General features: G+C 51.8%; 18 protein-coding genes. 14 read left to right on the top strand and 4 right to left on the bottom strand.

What is annotated here, in order from left to right:
• The first annotated feature begins 6 nt into the window (after nucleotides 1-6).
• Together IPQ00_09725 and pepT are read left to right on the top strand one after the other, a co-directional pair.
• Nucleotides 7-1467 (top strand): aldehyde dehydrogenase, encoded by a 1461-nt coding sequence (locus IPQ00_09725; protein MBL0240838.1) that lies wholly within the window; start codon nucleotides 7-9, stop codon nucleotides 1465-1467.
• A 212-nt stretch (nucleotides 1468-1679) separates the two neighbouring features.
• Nucleotides 1680-2912 carry a peptidase T gene (pepT, locus tag IPQ00_09720; GenBank protein ID MBL0240837.1) on the top strand — a complete coding sequence of 411 codons (1233 nt, stop codon included), beginning with the start codon at nucleotides 1680-1682 and terminating at the stop codon, nucleotides 2910-2912.
• 74 nt (nucleotides 2913-2986) lie between these two features.
• Here the strand turns inward: pepT and msrA are convergent, their stop codons facing one another.
• Nucleotides 2987-3601 carry a peptide-methionine (S)-S-oxide reductase MsrA gene (gene msrA, locus IPQ00_09715; protein ID MBL0240836.1) on the bottom strand — a complete coding sequence of 205 codons (615 nt, stop codon included), beginning with the start codon at nucleotides 3599-3601 and terminating at the stop codon, nucleotides 2987-2989.
• 130 nt (nucleotides 3602-3731) lie between these two features.
• On the opposite strand from msrA, the gene IPQ00_09710 reads away from it, so the two are divergent.
• From IPQ00_09710 to IPQ00_09675, 8 genes are all read left to right on the top strand, one after another.
• Entirely contained in the window at nucleotides 3732-4151 is a 420-nt protein-coding gene (locus IPQ00_09710) for a RidA family protein (protein MBL0240835.1), read from the top strand.
• An 18-nt stretch (nucleotides 4152-4169) separates the two neighbouring features.
• Complete coding sequence (locus tag IPQ00_09705) at nucleotides 4170-5222, top strand: NAD(P)-dependent alcohol dehydrogenase (GenBank protein MBL0240834.1); 1053 nt, start codon at nucleotides 4170-4172, stop codon at nucleotides 5220-5222.
• A gap of 101 nt (nucleotides 5223-5323) precedes the next feature.
• The gene (locus IPQ00_09700; protein MBL0240833.1) at nucleotides 5324-5851 is read left to right on the top strand and encodes a DUF1697 domain-containing protein; all 528 of its coding nucleotides are present in this window, start codon (nucleotides 5324-5326) and stop codon (nucleotides 5849-5851) included.
• Between the two features lie 3 nt (nucleotides 5852-5854).
• On the top strand, nucleotides 5855-6979 hold the full coding sequence (locus tag IPQ00_09695; protein ID MBL0240832.1) for a WG repeat-containing protein: 1125 nt from the start codon (nucleotides 5855-5857) through the stop codon (nucleotides 6977-6979).
• A 15-nt stretch (nucleotides 6980-6994) separates the two neighbouring features.
• Complete coding sequence (locus IPQ00_09690) at nucleotides 6995-7519, top strand: 3-hydroxyanthranilate 3,4-dioxygenase (GenBank protein MBL0240831.1); 525 nt, start codon at nucleotides 6995-6997, stop codon at nucleotides 7517-7519.
• 174 nt (nucleotides 7520-7693) lie between these two features.
• Nucleotides 7694-8152, top strand: a complete 459-nt coding sequence (locus IPQ00_09685) for a hypothetical protein (protein MBL0240830.1) — start codon at nucleotides 7694-7696, stop codon at nucleotides 8150-8152.
• Complete coding sequence (locus tag IPQ00_09680; GenBank protein ID MBL0240829.1) at nucleotides 8139-8339, top strand: hypothetical protein; 201 nt, start codon at nucleotides 8139-8141, stop codon at nucleotides 8337-8339. Before IPQ00_09685 ends, IPQ00_09680 begins: the two co-directional genes overlap by 14 nt.
• A gap of 40 nt (nucleotides 8340-8379) precedes the next feature.
• Nucleotides 8380-9387 (top strand): amidohydrolase, encoded by a 1008-nt coding sequence (locus tag IPQ00_09675; protein MBL0240828.1) that lies wholly within the window; start codon nucleotides 8380-8382, stop codon nucleotides 9385-9387.
• A 5-nt stretch (nucleotides 9388-9392) separates the two neighbouring features.
• Here the strand turns inward: IPQ00_09675 and IPQ00_09670 are convergent, their stop codons facing one another.
• Genes IPQ00_09670 through ric form a run of 3 tightly spaced genes read right to left on the bottom strand, consistent with a single transcriptional unit; the run spans nucleotide 9393 to nucleotide 12377 of the window.
• Nucleotides 9393-10766 (bottom strand): aminotransferase class V-fold PLP-dependent enzyme, encoded by a 1374-nt coding sequence (locus tag IPQ00_09670; GenBank protein MBL0240827.1) that lies wholly within the window; start codon nucleotides 10764-10766, stop codon nucleotides 9393-9395.
• 43 nt (nucleotides 10767-10809) lie between these two features.
• Complete coding sequence (locus IPQ00_09665; GenBank protein ID MBL0240826.1) at nucleotides 10810-11625, bottom strand: YwiC-like family protein; 816 nt, start codon at nucleotides 11623-11625, stop codon at nucleotides 10810-10812.
• 20 nt (nucleotides 11626-11645) lie between these two features.
• Complete coding sequence (gene ric, locus IPQ00_09660; protein ID MBL0240825.1) at nucleotides 11646-12377, bottom strand: iron-sulfur cluster repair di-iron protein; 732 nt, start codon at nucleotides 12375-12377, stop codon at nucleotides 11646-11648.
• Between the two features lie 135 nt (nucleotides 12378-12512).
• Between ric and IPQ00_09655 the strand changes: the two genes are divergently transcribed.
• The 4 genes from IPQ00_09655 (at nucleotide 12513) to fdhF (ending at nucleotide 18172) form a co-directional block, all read left to right on the top strand.
• A complete protein-coding gene (locus tag IPQ00_09655) occupies nucleotides 12513-13115 on the top strand; it encodes a molybdenum cofactor guanylyltransferase (protein ID MBL0240824.1) in 603 nt (200 codons plus the stop codon).
• Nucleotides 13116-13130: 15 nt separating this feature from the next.
• The gene (locus IPQ00_09650) at nucleotides 13131-14069 is read left to right on the top strand and encodes an alpha/beta hydrolase (GenBank protein ID MBL0240823.1); all 939 of its coding nucleotides are present in this window, start codon (nucleotides 13131-13133) and stop codon (nucleotides 14067-14069) included.
• Nucleotides 14070-14187: 118 nt separating this feature from the next.
• Nucleotides 14188-15453: a kynureninase gene (kynU, locus tag IPQ00_09645; GenBank protein ID MBL0240822.1), complete on the top strand. Its 1266-nt coding sequence runs from the start codon at nucleotides 14188-14190 to the stop codon at nucleotides 15451-15453.
• Nucleotides 15454-15496: 43 nt separating this feature from the next.
• Nucleotides 15497-18172: a formate dehydrogenase subunit alpha gene (fdhF, locus tag IPQ00_09640; protein ID MBL0240821.1), complete on the top strand. Its 2676-nt coding sequence runs from the start codon at nucleotides 15497-15499 to the stop codon at nucleotides 18170-18172.
• The last annotated feature ends 29 nt before the right edge of the window (nucleotides 18173-18201 follow it).

The following is an 18201-nucleotide window of genomic DNA, read 5'->3' as shown; positions in this document are numbered from 1 at the left end:
ATTAGAATGGAGCAACTGCAGAACTATATTGGCGGGAAAATGTCGGAACCGGCGTCGCGAAAATATCTGGAGAATTTCGACCCTTCAAACGGTTCGGTTTATTCATTGATACCGGATTCGGACGAACTCGATGTACAGGCGGCGGTCGATGCTGCCGCGGCGGCCTTCCCAAAATGGTCTGCTACATCGGCAGAGGAAAGACACGACGTTCTGATGCGGGTGGCCGCCCTGATCGAACGTGATCTCGAATCATTGGCCTTGGCAGAATCTGTCGATCAGGGGAAACCCGTTTCGCTTGCCCGCAACGTCGATATCCCGCGTGCGATCGCCAATTTTAAGTTTTATGCGACGGCGGCGATGCACACTGTAAGCGAATCGCACGAGAGTGTCGGGCAAGGTGCGGTCAATTATACTTTGCGGCAACCGCTCGGCGTTGTTGGGTGCATAAGCCCTTGGAATCTGCCGCTATACCTCTTTACCTGGAAGATCGCACCGGCTATCGCCGCCGGATGCACAGTCGTCGCTAAGCCATCGGAAGTAACGCCGATGACCGCTTATTTATTGTCAAAACTCTGTATCGAGGCAGGTCTGCCGCCCGGTGTACTGAATATCGTACACGGCCTCGGGCCGAAAGTCGGTTCGGCAATAGTTGCCCATTCGGACGTTAAGGCCATCTCGTTCACCGGCGGCACCAAGACGGGCGAAGAGATCGCACGCGTGGCCGCACCGATGTTCAAAAAACTTTCGCTTGAGCTTGGAGGCAAGAACCCGAATATAATTTTTGCCGATTGCAATTATGATGAAATGCTGGCAACCACAGTCCGGTCATCGTTCTCAAATCAAGGCGAGATCTGTCTGTGCGGTTCACGGATATTTATCGAGCGGGCGATATTTGATCGATTCAAGAGAGACTTTATCGAGCGGGTGCAAGCTCTAAAGGTCGGCGACCCGCTACTTGCCGAGACATCGGTCGGGGCGATCGTCTCGAAACCGCACTTTGACAAGATAATGTCGTACATTGATCTGGCTCGGGCCGAAGGCGGGACGGCGCTGACGGGCGGTCGGGCTGTGGCAGGCGACGGCCGATGTGCCGGCGGGTGGTTTATCGAACCGACCGTGATCGAAGGGCTCACATACGACTGCCGGACAAATCAGGAAGAGATATTCGGGCCTGTGGTGACAATTATGCCCTTCGATACTGAGGACGAGGTTTTGGCATTCGCTAACAGCGTTCGCTACGGGCTTTCGGCAACGGTCTGGACAGAAAATTTGTCTCGTGCTCACCGCCTTGCGGCGTCTTTGGAAAGCGGCATTGTCTGGATCAACTGCTGGCTGCTGCGAGATCTTCGAACGCCGTTCGGCGGCGTCAAGGACTCGGGCGTAGGGCGCGAAGGCGGATTTGAGGCGCTAAAGTTCTTTACGGAAGAAAAGAATGTCTGTATTCGGCTGTTTGATCTGCCTGCGTAAATATGCGGCAGGTTCGGGGCCTTCAGCGTGCAATAATAGCTCTAATTGCTGCAACGCCAACATCTGTCGGATAAAGCAGTTTTCGGCAACAAACTAAACCTAAACGCATTTGACGCGTAAAATAGATTATGAAAAAGATCGCATTTGTACTTTTCGCATTATTGTTTTCAATTCAGGCGTTTGCCCAGCAGAAGCCGCCGGCCGAATCAACAATGTCGCGGTTTCTTCGCTATGTGAAGATCGACACTCAATCTGCAGAGGACCAACCGGCGTCACCGAGCACCAAAAAGCAGCTCGATCTTTCGAATTTACTGGCAAAAGAATTGAAAGATCTTGGTGTCCAGAATGTACGTATTAGCAGTGAAGGCATAGTTTACGGTTTGGTAACAGGCAATCTGGCCGATAATAAAGCTGTGCCGACGATCGGCTTTATCGCGCACGTGGATACTTCGCCGTCGGTTTCCGGCGCAAATGTTAACCCGATCATTCATAAAAATTATCAGGGCGGCGATATTGTCTTACCCGCCGATAAAACCCAGATCATTACGGTAGAACAAAACCCCGATCTCAAGAATCTGATCGGCGATGACATCATTACGGCGGACGGCACGACTCTGTTGGGCAGCGATGACAAAGCGGGATGTGCCGAGCTAATGACGATGATCGATACGCTCAAACAGAATCCATCGATCAAGCACGGCGACATTGCTATTGCATTTACACCTGACGAAGAGGTAGGCGGGCCGATGGATCAATTTGACATCAAAGGCTGGGGTGCAAAATTTGCCTACACGGTCGATGGCGAACAACTCGGCGATATCTCAAACGAGACGTGGTCGGCACGAACGGCGACCGTTACGTTTCACGGCAAATCGACTCATCCGGGAACCGCTAAAGGGATCCTGATAAATTCGGCGTATGCCGCCGGAGACTTTCTGGCAAATTTCCCGGATATGGTGGCGCACCGTCCTGAGACGACCGAGGGCCGTGAGGGATTTGTCCATCCGTATTCCGCGACGATGAGTGAGGAGACATCGACCATCAAAATATTGCTGCGAAACTTTGACATCAATGGGCTGGCAAAACAAGAGGAAGCCGTGCGTTCGGTGATTTCCCGAACTCAGGCAAAATTTCCGAATGTTAAGATCGATTACAAGAGTGAGCTCGGCTATCTGAATATGAAGGAAGTTCTAAAAGACTATCCGCAACTCACGGACTATGCCATCGAGGCGGCAAAGCGTGCCGGGATCAAGGCCGAACTTCGTCCGATACGCGGCGGCACCGATGGTTCGCGTTTGACGACACGCGGGCTTCCGACGCCGAATCTGTTTACCGGCGGCCACAATTTTCACGGGAAATTAGAATTCAACTCGCGGAACGGATTGGAGAAATCAACCGAGACTCTGGTGCACTTGGTGCAGGTGTGGGCGGAAAAATCAAAGTAGCGGACTTATCTAAGTACGTCATCTAATAGGGTCAAATGGAATTGCGGCGGTATAGTCCGCGTGTAGTCCTGGCCCTATTTTTGATTGGTATATAAGTCCGGGAACTTCTGTTTTAGGGCGTCGACCTTCGGTTTGTCGTTTACGATAATATACGGGTCGTTCGGGTTCTTTCTCATAAAGTTTTGATGGTATTCCTCGGCGTTGTAAAACGCTTTGAGCGGAACGACCTCGGTCACGACCGCACTCGTCAAAGCTTTTGACGCATCGACGGCCTTTATAAAGTCGAGTGCGGCCTTCCGCTGAGTTTCGTCGGTGTAGAATATCGCGGAACGGTATTGGCGGCCGTGATCGGGGCCTTGCATATTAAATTGCGTGGGGTCGTGGGCAACGCTGAAAAAAACAAAAAGTAATTGCTGAAAACTGACTTGTGCGGGATCGAAAAGGATCTTGACCGACTCGGCGTGATCGGTTTCGCCGCCGGAGACCTCCTCATAGTTAGCAGTTGACCTGGATCCGCCGGTGTAGCCGGAGACGACACTCTTGACGCCCTTTACGTGCTCGAAAACTGCCTCAACACCCCAGAAGCAGCCACCGGCAAAGACGGCGGTCTGATCGGCCGCGGCGGCCATTGATGAAACCGATAATAAAACCAACAAAGTGACGCTCGCTCTCGTATAAAATCTCTGCATAAAGTTACGATTACTAATCTTACATATACTTATTCGCCTTTGGAATAAAAACAGATGTTTATTTGCCTAACTGCCCTGAGATCGGCGACCGTATACGCCAAGTGTGCAACATCTGATAAAATATAAGGCAATGATCGAGAACATCGTTAACTCAGGCAAGGCACCGGAACCGGTCGGTTTGTACCCGCACGCCCGACGCGTGGGTAATTTGCTTTTCCTGTCCGGTGTTGGCCCGCGTGAGCGGGGAACCAAGACCATACCCGGCGTTGAGCTTAATGACGCGGGCGAGATCATCTCGTACGACATCGAAACTCAGTGCCGGTCGGTGTTTCAGAATGTTCGATTTATCGTTGAGGACGCTGGCTCGTCGTGGGACAAGATCGTCGATGTGACCGTGTTTTTGACGAATATGAAGGATGATTTCGCAACGTATAACCGCATTTACGCAGAGTATTTTGCGGAGAATCGGCCGTGCCGAACGACGGTAGAGATAACCAAGCTTCCGACGCCTATCGCTATCGAGCTAAAGGTGATCGCAACAATTGAATAATTAATACAAGGGGAATAAATGATACAAACAAAAGGTTACGCAACATATGATAAGGACGCCAAGTTCGTTCCGTTCGAATTCGAACGCCGCGAAGTTGGCCCAAATGACATTCTGATCGATATCGAGTACGCGGGCATTTGCCACTCGGATATTCACACAGCAAAAAACGAGTGGGAAGCTATGATGCCGACCGTTTATCCGGTCGTGCCTGGCCACGAGATCGTCGGGCGTGTGTCGCAAGTTGGCGAAACGGTTACAAAGTTTAAGGTCGGTGATGTTGCCGGAATCGGTTGCTTTGTTGATTCATGCCGCGAATGCTCACCGTGCAAGGATGGATTTCAACAGTTCTGTTACAAAGGCGCCGCATATACTTACAGCGGTACGTATATGGATCGCGTGACTCCGACCTACGGCGGATATTCGAACAATTACGTGGTTGACGAAAACTACGCGCTCAAGGTTAAAGCCGAAGGCGATCTTGCGGGAGTTGCTCCGCTAATGTGTGCCGGTATTACGACCTACTCGCCGCTGCGGCGTTTTGGAGTCGGACCGGGACAAAATGTGGGCGTCGTCGGTCTCGGCGGACTCGGCCATATGGGCGTGAAGATCGCGGTCGCAATGGGCGCCAATGTTACGGTGTTTAGCACATCGCCATCGAAAGAAGCCGACGCTAAGGCCTTGGGTGCTCATAACTTTGTCGTGACGACTGATCCGGCCAATCTTGCGCCGCTTACCGGTACATTCAACTTTATCCTCGATACTGTTTCGGCGGACCATGATGTCAATACCTACATCAATCTGCTCGGCATTCGCGGAGCAATGGTCGTGGTCGGCGTGCCGCCAAGTCCGAATGTAATTCACTCATTCGGACTGATCTTCGGCAACAAAACTCTCGCAGGGTCACTGATCGGCGGCATTCCCGAAACGCAGGAGATGCTGGATTTCTGCGCCGATCACGGCATTACGTCGGATGTCGAAGTGATCAAGCCCGACTATATCGAAGCGGCGTACGACCGAACCATAAAGTCGGATGTGCGGTATCGTTTTGTCATCGATATGAAAAATGCGTAGTTGAGTCATTTCTTATTTTAAAACTTTGGGACTTTGCGAGAGTTACAAATTGAATTTCTGGCAAAGTCCCAAACAGAACGAATGAAGACAAACGGTAACAAATGAGATATATTGCCTTGCTCCGCGGCATCAACGTCGGCGGCAACAATATGATCAAGATGGAGACTCTGCGGGGGACGTTCGCAGGGATCGGTTTTGAAAATGTTAATAGCTATATTAACAGCGGCAACCTCGCTTTTGACACAACGAGGACCGATGACGGCAAATTGGCGACAGCTATACACGACGCTATCACCCGGGATTTCGGGTTCGATATTTCCGTGATGGTTCGCTCAAATGCGGAGATCGACGAGTTGATCGCCGGTAACCCGTTTGAGGGACAGTTTGAGAGCGACAAAGACCTTCATCTATTCTTTCTCAACGAAGAGCTTTCTGATGATCAAAAAAGTCTCTGCTTAACTCAAGCCACCGACAACGAACAATTCGCCTTTTCCGGCCGGCATATATACTGTCTATTGAAGATCAGCATCCTCGACAGTGCAGTCGGCAAGGGCTTTATCGACAAAAAGCTAAAGGTCGCGACGACGGCAAGAAATTGGCGGACGGTTAAAAAGATAGTGGGGCGTTAGAGAATGCAACGGGTCGAAGTGAATATGCGGCGGCTAACGTTATTGATTCATCTGTTTTTTCTGATCCTGATGGCAACTTGTTTTATAGGTTGTGGCAAAACATCAGGTGATACGACTCTTAAACTAGTAAAACACGGATCGGGAGTTACGGACGAAGTAAGCATCAGGAAACTCTTCTGGATAAAAACGAACGGTAAAGCAGGGTGTATAGATAGCGACGGAGACATAGCGATCGAGGCTAAGTTCGACGATATTCGGTGTGACGCCAATGGGTTACTACTGATCCAATCGGGCAAGCTGTTTGGATATGCCAACCAAAAAGGGGAGATTGTAATTGAACCACAATTCGACTTCGCCGATGAATTTAGGGACGGAATGGCTGTCGTTCGCGTAGATGGGAAGTTTGGCTACTTGAATTCCCTTGCTGATTTCGCGATCGAACCGAAGTTTGACTTCGCCAAGCCTTTTTCAGAAGGATTTGCAATTGTGGGTGTCGATGGCTTGGGCTTTTTGGGCTATCAATTTCGAAGGTCAAGGTCCATATTCATAAAAAAAGACGGTGTAATGGCATTTCCTCTTTCTACCTTTTTCGCGGGTCAGGCATTCTCCGAGGGGCTTGCCAAAGTTTGGGTCGGGAAGGAACAGGGTTTTATTAGTAATCGAGGGGAATTTGTTATTCCACCGCGAGGAAGCGACATTGGAGAATTTCACGAAGGTTACGCCACGATCTGGTCCGATAACCGGTTGGGCTACGTTAACGCATCGGGCGAGATCGTCATTCCGGCCCAATTCAAACAAGCCGGTCAATTCTCGGAGGGCATAGCGCCTGTTGCATTTGAAAGCGGAAAATACGGTTTCATAGACAAGAATGGAAAAACGGTCATTGAGGCGCAATTTGAAACCGCAGACAATTTTTACGAAGGCCGAGCGTTGGTTAGCCTAGATAGTAAAAAGGGCTACATCGACAGAACTGGAAAAGTAGTGATTCCAATTCAATTTGGCGGGGCTGATCGTTTCCGGAATGGATTAGCACAATTTTCATTTCAAGACGGCAACGTTCCATATGACGAAACAAAATGGGGATACGTCGACGTATCAGGTAAAATCGTTTGGAATCCGACTAATTGATCATAGTTTAATCATATGGGTATTCGACTCCCCTTCAATTTCAAACAGTGGATCGACGAGCATCGGCAATTGCTGCGGCCGCCGGTCGGTAATCAATGCGTTTACGATGACGGCGATTTTATCGTGATGGTCGTCGGTGGGCCGAACTCGCGCAAGGACTATCATTGGGATGAGGGCGAAGAGCTTTTTTACCAACTTGAAGGCGATATAAAAGTTCAAATCCAGGAAGACGGCAAGGCGGTCGAGGTTGCAATTCGCGAGGGCGAGATGTTTCTGCTCCCGCCTCGCATTCCGCACAATCCGATTCGTGGCGAGAATACCGTCGGTCTCGTTATCGAACGAAAACGCCAAACGGGCGAACTCGACGGCCTGATGTGGTTCTGCGAGAACTGCAACGAAAAACTCTACGAAGAGTACTTTCAGCTTGACGACATCACGACGCAATTTCAGGGCGTTTATGGGAAATTTTACAGCTCCGAAGATCTACGAACCTGCAAAGATTGCGGTACGGTGATGGAACCGCCCGCCAATCGTGAGTGAATGAGCAATGACCGGGGAGCATTTTATTCAGTGGTATCGGCTAGACAGCGATGTCGCCGGAAGACGAATACCTCGAACCGGAATGGTCAACGGGTGAATTGGCGGCTATGAAAGAAGTCCTTACGTCCGGCGTCGATATGTTAAGAGAAAAAACCAAGTTACAATAGGCAACAAATGGCCACACTTGTCGATGAATTGAATCAACTGGTTATCACGTTGGAGCGTGAAGGAATCGAATACGCTGTCTGCGGGGGATTGGCGATGGCTGTACACGGGTTTGCACGTGCTACGCTCGACATTGATGTGCTCATCCTGCCGGAGTCTTTGGAACAAGCCTACAAAGTTGGAAAAGAGAGCGGTTATGACATCCGGGGCCTCGATATTTCGTTTAAGGAAAGAGCCGTTGAGATTCGACGAATTTCAAAGATTGACGATGAGGGTGAAGTTCTCTCGCTCGATCTGCTACTGGTAACTCATTTTGTCGAGGACGTTTGGATAACTAGGGAACGGGTCGCTTTTGCCGGTAAGGAATTGACAGTAGTTTCGCGGGATGGCCTCATAAAAATGAAAAAGCTCGCAGGTCGGCCACAAGATATTGCAGATATTGAGAGGTTGGAAAATGAAGAAAGTTGACATGTCGGAAGCCGCGATTCTTAGGCGGTTGAAAACCGTTGATCGGTTGCGCGAACTTTGCTTGGCCTTGATGAAGGCAAAGCAGATTTCGGAGGAACAAGCGACGTTCAGCTCTGAAAAAAAAGGTTTCGATTCGAAAGCTTCATCGTCAGCAGGGACTCTTCAAATCGAAAATCGTCCTCGTTAGAGTTCGGATGCCGAGCGCTTACGCAGGCGGTTCTGACTTTATGCTCAAGATAGACGTTCACACACATATCTTGCCTCGCGACATTCCGGCGTGGAAAGGTAAGTTTGGCTATGGCGGTTTTATTTCGCTCGATCATTATAAACCGTGCTGCGCAACGATGGTGCGGGATGACGGTAAGGCTTTTCGAGATGTTGGGGAAAATTGCTGGTCAGCCGAAAAGCGGATCGAGGAATGCGACGCATCGGGCGTGACGGTTCAGGTGCTTTCGACCGTACCCGTAATGTTTAGCTATTGGGCAAAGCCGGCGGACGGGGCGGAGATCGCCAGGTTTCTGAATGACCACATTGCCGAGATCGTCGGCAAGTATCCAATGCGATTTGTTGGGCTTGGGACGTTGCCAATGCAGGATACGGAACTTGCGATCCGTGAACTCGAACGATGCAAGCAGATCGGGTTGGCGGGAGTGCAGATCGGTACGAACGTCAATCAATTAAACCTAAGCGAACCGCAATTCTTTGAGATATTTGCCGCGTGTGACCGTCTGGGAATGGCGATCTTTGTGCATCCCTGGGATATGGCGGGCGAGGCCGATATGCAGAAATATTGGCTGCCGTGGCTAGTCGGAATGCCGGCGGAGGTTTCGCGTGCGATCTGTTCGCTGATCTTTTCAGGCGTGCTCGAACGCCTTCCGAATTTACGAATTTGCTTTGCTCACGGCGGCGGTGCATTTCCGGCAACGATCGGCCGTATAGAACACGGCATTAACGTCCGACCGGATCTATTCCCGGACAATCCACACGGTCCGCGAAAATATTTGAGCAATCTGTACTTTGACTCGCTGGTCCACGACGCGGCAACGCTTGAATATCTCGTTGATCTTGTTGGCTCCGGCCGGATCGCTCTTGGAACCGATTATCCATTTCCGCTCGGCGAACTCGAACCCGGGAAATTGATCGGATCAATGCCGTATGACGATGCGACTAAAGCAGAGCTATTCAGCGGAACTGCACTTAGTTGGCTCGGACTGGAAAGTGACCGCTTTGTCTGATCCGTTTATTTCATCGAATCCAGGATGTCCGCAATATCCTTTTCCGTCGTGTCAGGATTGATAAAGCAAAACCTCGAAACAGTTTCGACGCCTGCGGGGTTGCGCCATTTGGTAGGAGCAACAAGCGCAAAGCCGGCTTTATGATTTCGAATGGTCCAATCACGATAGTCGTCCGCTGACCAACCTTTTCGCCGATACAAAACGCACGAAAGTGCGGGCTCACGAACCAACTCGGTGTGTTCTGCGTCCACGATCATCCGTCCGGCGATCTGGGCCAGTTCGATCCCCCGGCTGATCGCCTGTTCGTACCGGTCAGTGCCGTGCATCGCCAGTGAGAACCAGAGCGGCAAACCGCGAACGCGACGGGTCAACTGTATTTGATAATCAGATGGGTTGAACCCGCGGTAACCATCATCACTGAAAATATCCAAATACGAGCCTTCCTGTGAGTGGGCCCGTTTGGCAAGTGCCGGATCGCGGTAAAGGACGGCGCCACAATCATACGGCGAAAACAGCCATTTGTGCGGATCGATCGTGACACTGTCTGCTCTTTCAATACCATTAAAAAGAGGCCGGACCGACTTGACTGCCATCGCGGCACCGCCGTACGCGGCGTCAACGTGAAACCATAGTCCAAATTTGCCGCATACGTCCGCAATGCCGGCGAGATCGTCGATGATCCCTGAGTTGGTCGTGCCGGCGGTCGCGATGATAGCAAAGATGCGTTCGCGGTCGATCGGCGACATATTATTGAGAGCGGTCTCCAGATGAGATCCGTCGAGGCGGTCCTCAGTTTCGACCATTAGCACATCGGCGTCGATAACCTTGGCCATCGCACTGACCGATGAGTGGGCACCATTTGAGGTGATGACTATGCCGCGTGACCGAGCTTTTGACGGATCGACACTACGCCAATGTTCACGGGCAGCGACCATCGCGGAGAGATTTGCCGCAGTTCCGCCGCTGGTGAAAACTCCGAAGGCAGGCTCCGGCATTCCGGTGAGCTTGACGAGCCATTCCATTGCCTGATTTTCCGCAAATATGCATCCCGCACCTTCGAGCCAATAGGCGCCGTGCACACTCGCTGCCGAGGTCACAAGATCAAATAATACGGCGGAACGAGTTGGCGAGGCTGGGACAAACGCCAAATGGCGCGGATGGTCGATCGGAATACTTGCCTTTATAAGTACGTCACGAAACAGTTCGAACGCCTTTTCACCACCGATTCCGGCCGGTGTTATCGTTTCACCGACTAATGACCGAAGTTCGGCAGCCGTCTTCGGGAAACCCAATTTAGGGTCTGTATCAGAAATGCGTCCAATGGCAAACTTGATGACGTCCAGCGACATCTCGACAAGGTCAATGTCTACGTTATGCATATTATGAGTAATCGGCGGTCGACAGAGGATATCGGTAATACGCTCAAATACCGGAGTAATATCCGATAATGATCGCGAGGACAGTCACCACACCGTAAACGACCTCGAGAATGCCGATCTTCATCGCTTTCAACTTCCTACGGTTTGGGGACAGTCCGTTCGCCGCCCGATATAGCAAGAATATCATTACCAAAGCGACCAGGATCGACGTGCCGTTAGTATACGCCAAAACCGCTGCGATAATGACCGCTGCAGAATGCGCTAGCAGGACCGCGAGGCGCGAAAATGGCTTGCCCTTTTCGAGTTTTAGCCGATTTCGTACATACATTATCGACGGGATCAATCGCAAAAGCATCACCAGCCAGAGCGACAGTGCCGCGGGCCAGCCAAATCCGCCCGCCAATAATATTGCCGCTGACGAGGATGAGATAGTAACGGATCCGAAAAGTTCGGGTAGCAATCCGCGGCTCTTTCGCGAACCATCAAAATATATCTGGATGCAGGCAAGCGGCAGTACAAGCAAAAAAGGGACAAATGGCAAAATGCCCGCGAGATAGATGGCTCCGGCAAATCCGACTGTCGCGATCGTGCCGAATAAAGCTATAAATTGGATCGCGACCCTAGCCCTTTCGGCGTTTCGCTGACCCGTGCGATCTATTATCAGCACTTTTAGCGGTTGCCGCGCAAGGAACGCCCCGATCGTCATCAAGGCGATCAATGCGCCAGGCAGTGAAAAGCCGATCGCCAGTGATGCGACGATCGGCTCAAATAAGAATCCCCACGAACCGTGTTCCGGCGGCACCGCGATCTGCTTTCGGTTGATCTTTATGACTGGCCGCAATGGTACGCTGTCGGGCATCTTTAGCGAATATTCGAAACTCAGTGAGATCGAAATGCCTCCACTTCTAACTCCGCCGCTTTCGGAAATAGAATATTATTTTCTAAATGGATGTGTTGATGTAGGTCGCGTTCAAGTCCCTCGAGTCTGCTCAAGAGCCCTTGGTAGCTCGGGCACGCTCCGACGGGAACCGCAAAGTCGCCGGACACCGAACGCATCTCGGACAAAAGCTCACCGACCGTCTCGTGCTCGGTCATCATCATCCGGATCGGATGTTGAACCGTGCCAAATGGCGGAAGACGCGGCATATTTCCGCGAAGCATCGCGTATTCGAGGTCCTTTATGTACGGAAAAAGAACCTGCTCTTCCTTGTACATATGCGGCAATAGGTCGCTGCGGATGGCTTCGAGCAGCTCGGACATCTTTGCGAGTTCCGGGTGAACGTCGCCGTGGACACTATTGACCTTTTCCATCAGCGGTTGCAGACGATCGAGTTCGTCGTAAGTAAATCGGTGATGTGTATCCACGATGTGGTTGATCGAATCGGTCAATGTCATTTCGACGTGCTGCGAGTCGTCGACAGACTTTGCCGCCAATACCGTTTCGAGATCCTTCTGCACGGATGCTGGGTCCGCTCCGGCAAGTTCGCACGCATCAATAAAATTCTTGCGGCCGCCGCAGCAATAATCAATTTTGTACGATTCGAAGACCCTAGTCGTTGCCGGGGACTCCAAGGCGATCTCACGAACGGTCCGGGTAGTAATATTTTCCATTGTTCCTCCAGTCAAGATTTGTATCATAATCATATTTGTCTATTCTTTAGCAAAAAAATATGATTTGAATCATAAGGTCGGAAAAAAGATAATTATGGTGAACGGCGGCCTCAGCCGATACCTTAGGAGGACGGGATGTCGATCGATGCGTTTATCTTGGCGGGTGGTAATTCGAGCCGAATGGGCTTTGATAAAGCATCGCTGACTCTGGACGGCGTCGCGGTGGTCGACCGGATCATCAACGCGCTTTCGGCTGTCGCCGAGAATGTATATATTGCGGGCGGCGAAGGCGAACTGTCCGGCGTAAAGCGGATCCCTGACGTGGTCGGTATAGGCAGTGATCGCAGTTCGCTTTCAGGTCTATATTCATCGTTGAAGCACGCCCGGTCAAATTGGATAGCAGTTGCTGCCTGCGATATGCCGTTCCTGACCCGAGGACTGTTCGAGAAGTTGGCATCCAAGTGTGATGATGTTCACGCTGCGGTCATCCCCCGCGACCGCGGTGGATTTGTGCAACCGTTATGCGGCCTTTACCGGGTCGAAGTATGTATTGATGCCTGTCTGGAGGCCATCGAAAGATCGGACCGGAGCGTGCAGAATATGCTTCGTCGGATCGACACCCGATGGGTCGAATTCGACGAGATCGCGGATCTGCCGGGCTCCGAGCGATTTTTTTCCAACCTTAACACACCCGCCGACATCGCCGCGGCGGAGGCGATAATTAGGACAGTTAAGTAGGTCCGATCTCAAGATATGCTGAGAGTAGTCTTAAAAATTTGTTTAGCTTTGATCATTCTTACTGTCGCTGCACTGTCAGTATTTTGGTTTGCGCGTCCGGCCGATGTCGTTTTTGATCAACAAAAAGCGTCCGTACCACACTCGCAATACAGCAAGTTTGCCGATGTCGACGGCCTTCGGATCCACTATTTGGATAAAGGCGAAGGAACGCCCGTGGTTTTGATCCACGGATATACTTCATCTACGTACACCTGGAAGGATGAGTTTGACGAACTCGCAAAGCGATATCGCGTCATCGCCATCGATCTCAAGGGTTTTGGTTTTTCGGCGAAGCCCGATGGAGACTATTCGAGGCGAGCACAGGGCGAACTGGTCGCGCGGTTCTTACGCGGGCTTAACGTGGAAAGAGCGTGGTTGGTCGGCAATTCTATGGGCGGCGAAACTGCCTTGAATGTCGCCGTCGATCATCCTGAAATGGTATCGGGGTTGGTACTGATCGACAGTGCCGGCATCAAGGTCGCGGGCCGGACGAGTCTTGCTCCGTGGTATTTACAACTTCCGGTCGTTGGCCGCCTGCTGACGGCTTTGGCGTTGACATCTGACTCGCTTGTTCGGGCAGGGCTCGAAAAAAGCTTTTACGATGACTCAAAGATCTCCGACGAAAGGGTGGCTGCGTATTATCAACCTTTGAAAACGCAGGGCGGGCAACTGTCGGCTACCCGAGCCAGAGCTCAATTCGAACTCCTTCCGGTCGAGGATAGAATTGACTCTATCAAGGTTCCCACTCTGATAATATGGGGTGCTGAGGACGAATTGATCCCACTCGAGGCGGGCCGAAAGCTCAATGAATTGATCGGCGGGTCGAAATTGGTGGTGTTTGAGGAATGCGGTCACGTTCCGCAAGAGGAAATGCCGGAAAGGGTGTTGAGCGAGATCATTGGATTTGTTAAATAGGTAAGATCCGTCAAAGGACAGCATAAGTTCAGCCAGAGTTTTTGTTTGTTGTTCATATTGATCGTTATTATGCTTTCCAAATGATCGTGTTTGGACTAAATTCAACAGAGTGGTCAAAATGACAGAAAGTATGAATCCGGCAGTCGCGGCACGTTTGGACGAGGCTGATGGACTTGCGGGTTTCCGAGATCAGTTTCATATTCCGAGGAGTTCGTCCGGCGAAAATGTCATCTATTTCACAGGCAACTCACTTGGTTTACAGCCAAAGAGTGTTCGCGGGTATATCGAACAGGAGTTAAAAGATTGGGAGTTGCTCGGTGTCGAAGGCCACGTCAAGGCGAGACATCCGTGGATGCCCTATCACGAGTTCTTGACGGCCCAAATGGCCAATGTCGTCGGTGCAAAGCCGATCGAGACGGTCGTGATGAATTCGTTGACCGTCAATCTTCATATTTTAATGATCTCGTTCTATCGTCCGAGCGGCGATCGATTCAAGGTTCTTATCGAAAAAGGTTCTTTTCCGTCCGATCGCTACGCCGTCGAAGCCCAGATCAAACTGCACGGATTCGACCCCGAATCGGCATTGATCGAACTCGGGCCTCGCGACGGTGAAACGACGCTGAGAACTGAGGACATCATAGACACGATCGAGCGGGAGGGGGCGACGATCGCGTTGATAATGCTCGGCGGTGTGAATTATTACACAGGCCAGGCATTTGAAATGCGGGAAATTACCGCCGCCGGGCACGCCGCCGGAGCACTTGTCGGATTTGATCTCGCGCACGCGGCCGGCAATCTCGAGCTAAAACTTCACGATTGGGGCGTAGATCTCGCCGTCTGGTGCTCGTACAAATATCTCAATGGCGGCCCGGGCGCGATCGGAGCGGCATTCGTCCACGAACGGCACGCAGATTGCCCTGAACTACCTAGATTGGCGGGTTGGTGGGGACACAATAAGGGAACGAGATTCTTGATGGGTCCGACGTTCGACCCGATATCCGGGGCCGAAGGTTGGCAGATCTCAAATCCGCCGATCCTGCAAATGGCGGCGTTGAGAGCGTCATTAGAGATATTTGCCGAAGCCGGGATGTTCGCATTGCGAGAAAAGTCGATCAAGTTGACGGCGTATCTGGAACAATTGTTAGCGGCGGTCGATGACGGACGGATATCAGTGATAACTCCCGGCGATCCCGATCAGCGCGGGTGCCAATTATCGATTCGCGTCAAGAATGCCGACAAAGGTCTTTATTCGGCAATTGCGGCCCACGGCGTGGTGGCGGATTGGCGCGAACCGGATGTGATCAGGGTCGCACCTGTTCCGCTGTACAATAGTTTTGGCGACGTTCAGAAGTTCGTTCAGATCCTCGGTTCGGTATTGAATTGACGTTTAGTCCGCGGATCGTGAAACAGACAAGAGGGAATTCTATATGATCCGTGCAACGATCAACGGAAAGGAAGCGTCGTTTGACGATGGCATTACCATTCTCGCGGCCGCTCGCGAACTCGGTATCGAGATACCGACACTCTGTAACGATCAACGGCTAAAGCCCGTCGGTGCCTGCCGAATGTGTCTGGTCGACGTCAAAGGGCAAGCACGTGAAACCGCGTCGTGCGCGACCGCTCTGGCGGACGGAATGGAGATCGAGACCCATAGCGGCCCGATCGAAGAAGCCCGAAAATGGAACTTGCGGATGTTGGCCGGCATCTATCCCGCCGACTCATTCAATGATTTTCCGAACAAACCATTTCACAAACTTGCCACCGAATACGGCCTGACCTCTGCTGACTTTTGCGTTGACCACTTGGTTGCCGCCGATAGCTCGCATACATACATCAATGTCGATATGTCGCGATGCATCAATTGCTATGCGTGCGTGCGTATCTGTGCCGATGTCCAGGGACAGTTCGTATGGCACGTATTGGGCCGGGGTGAAGAGTCCAGGATATTGCCCGATTCTTTGGGAGCATTTGGCACCAGCACTTGTGTATCGTGCGGAGCGTGTTCCGACGCATGCCCGACCGGTGCGCTCGAAGACAAGACTGTGATCGAACGAGGATTCCCGACAGCTTGGACCAAGACGACCTGTCCGTATTGCGGTACGGGGTGTGAAATGAACGTCGGTACTCGTGACGACAAGGTCGTGCAAGTTCGCCCGGTTATGGACGCACCGGTCAACTATGGCCATCTCTGCGTAAAGGGGCGTTATGCCTTTGATTTCATCGATGCCGAAGACCGTGTTACCGAGCCGATGATCCGCGAAAACGATGGTTGGCAGGTCGTGTCGTGGGATGAGGCTATCGCGTACACTGCAGCGAAACTGAAGGCGATCGACAGTGAATTTGGCAGAGAGAGCATCGCTGTTCTCGGTTCGGCCCGAGCGACGAATGAGGAAAATTATCTTGCTCAAAAATTTACACGAGTTGTCTTAGGGACAAACAACGTCGATTGTTGTGCCAGAGTCTGTCATACGCCGACTGCCGCGGCGATGAAGATGATGATCGGGACGGGGGCAATGACCAATTCGTTCGACGATATCGAAAAGGCAAAGTCCATACTCATTTGCGGTGCGAATCCAACCGAGAACCACCCGATCCCTGGTGCCCGTGTTAAGCAGGCTGTGCTCAAAAATGGTGCCAAGTTGATCGTCATCGATCCGCGAGTGACGGAGCTGGCAAAGATGGCCGACGTCCACCTGCAGCTTCGGGCCGGTACAAACATCCTGATGTTTAACGCCCTGGCACACGCGATCATCGATGAAGGATTGGTCGATGGTCAGTTCATAGCAGAACGCGTCGATGAGTACGAAAAATTCGAGGAGTTTGTCGCTGATTACTCGCCCGAGGCGGTCGCCGAACGCTGCGGTGTCGATGCCCAACTTATCAGAAAGGCCGCCCGGATCTACGCCGTCGACACCCCGTCAATGTCGATGCACGGACTCGGAATGACCGAGCATTATCAGGGTACCGAGGGCGTGATGTCGATAGTCAATCTCGCATTGCTCACCGGAAACATCGGAAAGCCCGGTGCCGGCGTGAATCCGCTCCGAGGACAAAATAACGTGCAGGGCTCGGCCCATATGGGATGCGATCCCGGCATTTTGACCGGCTCGATCTCGATCGAATCAGGACGTGAGCTTTTCGAGCAGGTGTGGAAGACCGAGATTCCGACCGAACCTGGATTGAATCAATTGCAGATGATCGACTCGGCTCGCGACGGTAAATTAAAGGCACTGTGGACGATCGGATACGACGTCTTCCTGTCGAATGCGAACGCACACGAAACGGCAAAAGCATTTGCCAATATGGATCTCGTCATAATTCAGGATTTCTTTATGAACGAGACGGCGAGGCATTTTGGCCACGTCTTTTTCCCGGCGACGACTTCGTATGAGAAAGACGGAACATTTATGAACGGCGAGCGCCGGATCCAGCGGATACGAACGGCCGTAAGCCCGCGTGGAAACTCACGTTCTGACCTTGAGATCATCTGCGACCTTGCGGCCGCAATGGGTCACACCGACGATTTTTCGTTTAAGTCCGCGGAGGAGGTCTGGGATGAGGTGCGGGCCGTGTGGCCGCCGGGATACGGCATAACCTATGATCGGCTAGACGATAAAGGAATTCAATGGCCGTGTCCTGACATCGATCACCCCGGCACCGAAGTGCTGCACGGCGAATCCTTTTCGAGCGGCATTACAGCGGCACTTCGCCGTATCAAGTATCGGCCGACAAAGGAGATCGTGTCTGACGAATTTCCGTTTATGCTGACCACGGGCCGCGTGCTCGAACAATTTAACGCCGGCACGATGACGATGCGTACGCCGAACCGTGAACTGCGGCCGACCGATCTAATAATGGTCTCAAAGGAAGACTCAGAAAGATTGTCGATCGCTGACGGCGAAACGGTGAGGCTAAAAAGTAACTACGGCGAGGCGATAATGCCGGTCGAAGTCACCGATAAGGTTAAAGTCGGCGAACTTTTCACCACATTCCACGACCCGGCCGTATTTCTCAATTACCTCACCGGCCCTACACGTGATCGCTTTACGCAGGCGCCCGAGTTCAAGGTTACGGCTGTGACGATCGAGAAATTGGCAGATTAGTGGCGTGAGGCCCAATGCGATCCGGCAGA

This window comes from Chloracidobacterium sp., assembly GCA_016720705.1.
In the GTDB taxonomy this organism is placed as follows: Bacteria; Acidobacteriota; Blastocatellia; order Pyrinomonadales; family Pyrinomonadaceae; genus OLB17.
This window is presented reverse-complemented; position numbering and strand designations above follow the sequence as displayed.

Excerpts from the sequence above, each read along its gene's own strand:
- IPQ00_09705 (MBL0240834.1), top strand. The coding sequence starts at position 4,170 with ATGATACAAACAAAAGGTTACGCAACATATGATAAGGACGCCAAGTTC.
- IPQ00_09670 (MBL0240827.1), bottom strand. The coding sequence starts at position 10,766 with ATGCATAACGTAGACATTGACCTTGTCGAGATGTCGCTGGACGTCATC.
- kynU (MBL0240822.1), top strand. The coding sequence starts at position 14,188 with ATGACAGAAAGTATGAATCCGGCAGTCGCGGCACGTTTGGACGAGGCT.
- pepT (MBL0240837.1), top strand. The coding sequence starts at position 1,680 with ATGTCGCGGTTTCTTCGCTATGTGAAGATCGACACTCAATCTGCAGAG.
- IPQ00_09680 (MBL0240829.1), top strand. The coding sequence starts at position 8,139 with ATGAAGAAAGTTGACATGTCGGAAGCCGCGATTCTTAGGCGGTTGAAA.
- ric (MBL0240825.1), bottom strand. The coding sequence starts at position 12,377 with ATGGAAAATATTACTACCCGGACCGTTCGTGAGATCGCCTTGGAGTCC.
- IPQ00_09685 (MBL0240830.1), top strand. The coding sequence starts at position 7,694 with ATGGCCACACTTGTCGATGAATTGAATCAACTGGTTATCACGTTGGAG.
- IPQ00_09700 (MBL0240833.1), top strand. The coding sequence starts at position 5,324 with ATGAGATATATTGCCTTGCTCCGCGGCATCAACGTCGGCGGCAACAAT.
- IPQ00_09710 (MBL0240835.1), top strand. The coding sequence starts at position 3,732 with ATGATCGAGAACATCGTTAACTCAGGCAAGGCACCGGAACCGGTCGGT.
- IPQ00_09695 (MBL0240832.1), top strand. The coding sequence starts at position 5,855 with ATGCAACGGGTCGAAGTGAATATGCGGCGGCTAACGTTATTGATTCAT.
- fdhF (MBL0240821.1), top strand. The coding sequence starts at position 15,497 with ATGATCCGTGCAACGATCAACGGAAAGGAAGCGTCGTTTGACGATGGC.
- IPQ00_09690 (MBL0240831.1), top strand. The coding sequence starts at position 6,995 with ATGGGTATTCGACTCCCCTTCAATTTCAAACAGTGGATCGACGAGCAT.
- IPQ00_09655 (MBL0240824.1), top strand. The coding sequence starts at position 12,513 with ATGTCGATCGATGCGTTTATCTTGGCGGGTGGTAATTCGAGCCGAATG.
- IPQ00_09725 (MBL0240838.1), top strand. The coding sequence starts at position 7 with ATGGAGCAACTGCAGAACTATATTGGCGGGAAAATGTCGGAACCGGCG.
- IPQ00_09650 (MBL0240823.1), top strand. The coding sequence starts at position 13,131 with ATGCTGAGAGTAGTCTTAAAAATTTGTTTAGCTTTGATCATTCTTACT.
- msrA (MBL0240836.1), bottom strand. The coding sequence starts at position 3,601 with ATGCAGAGATTTTATACGAGAGCGAGCGTCACTTTGTTGGTTTTATTA.
- IPQ00_09665 (MBL0240826.1), bottom strand. The coding sequence starts at position 11,625 with ATGCCCGACAGCGTACCATTGCGGCCAGTCATAAAGATCAACCGAAAG.
- IPQ00_09675 (MBL0240828.1), top strand. The coding sequence starts at position 8,380 with ATGCTCAAGATAGACGTTCACACACATATCTTGCCTCGCGACATTCCG.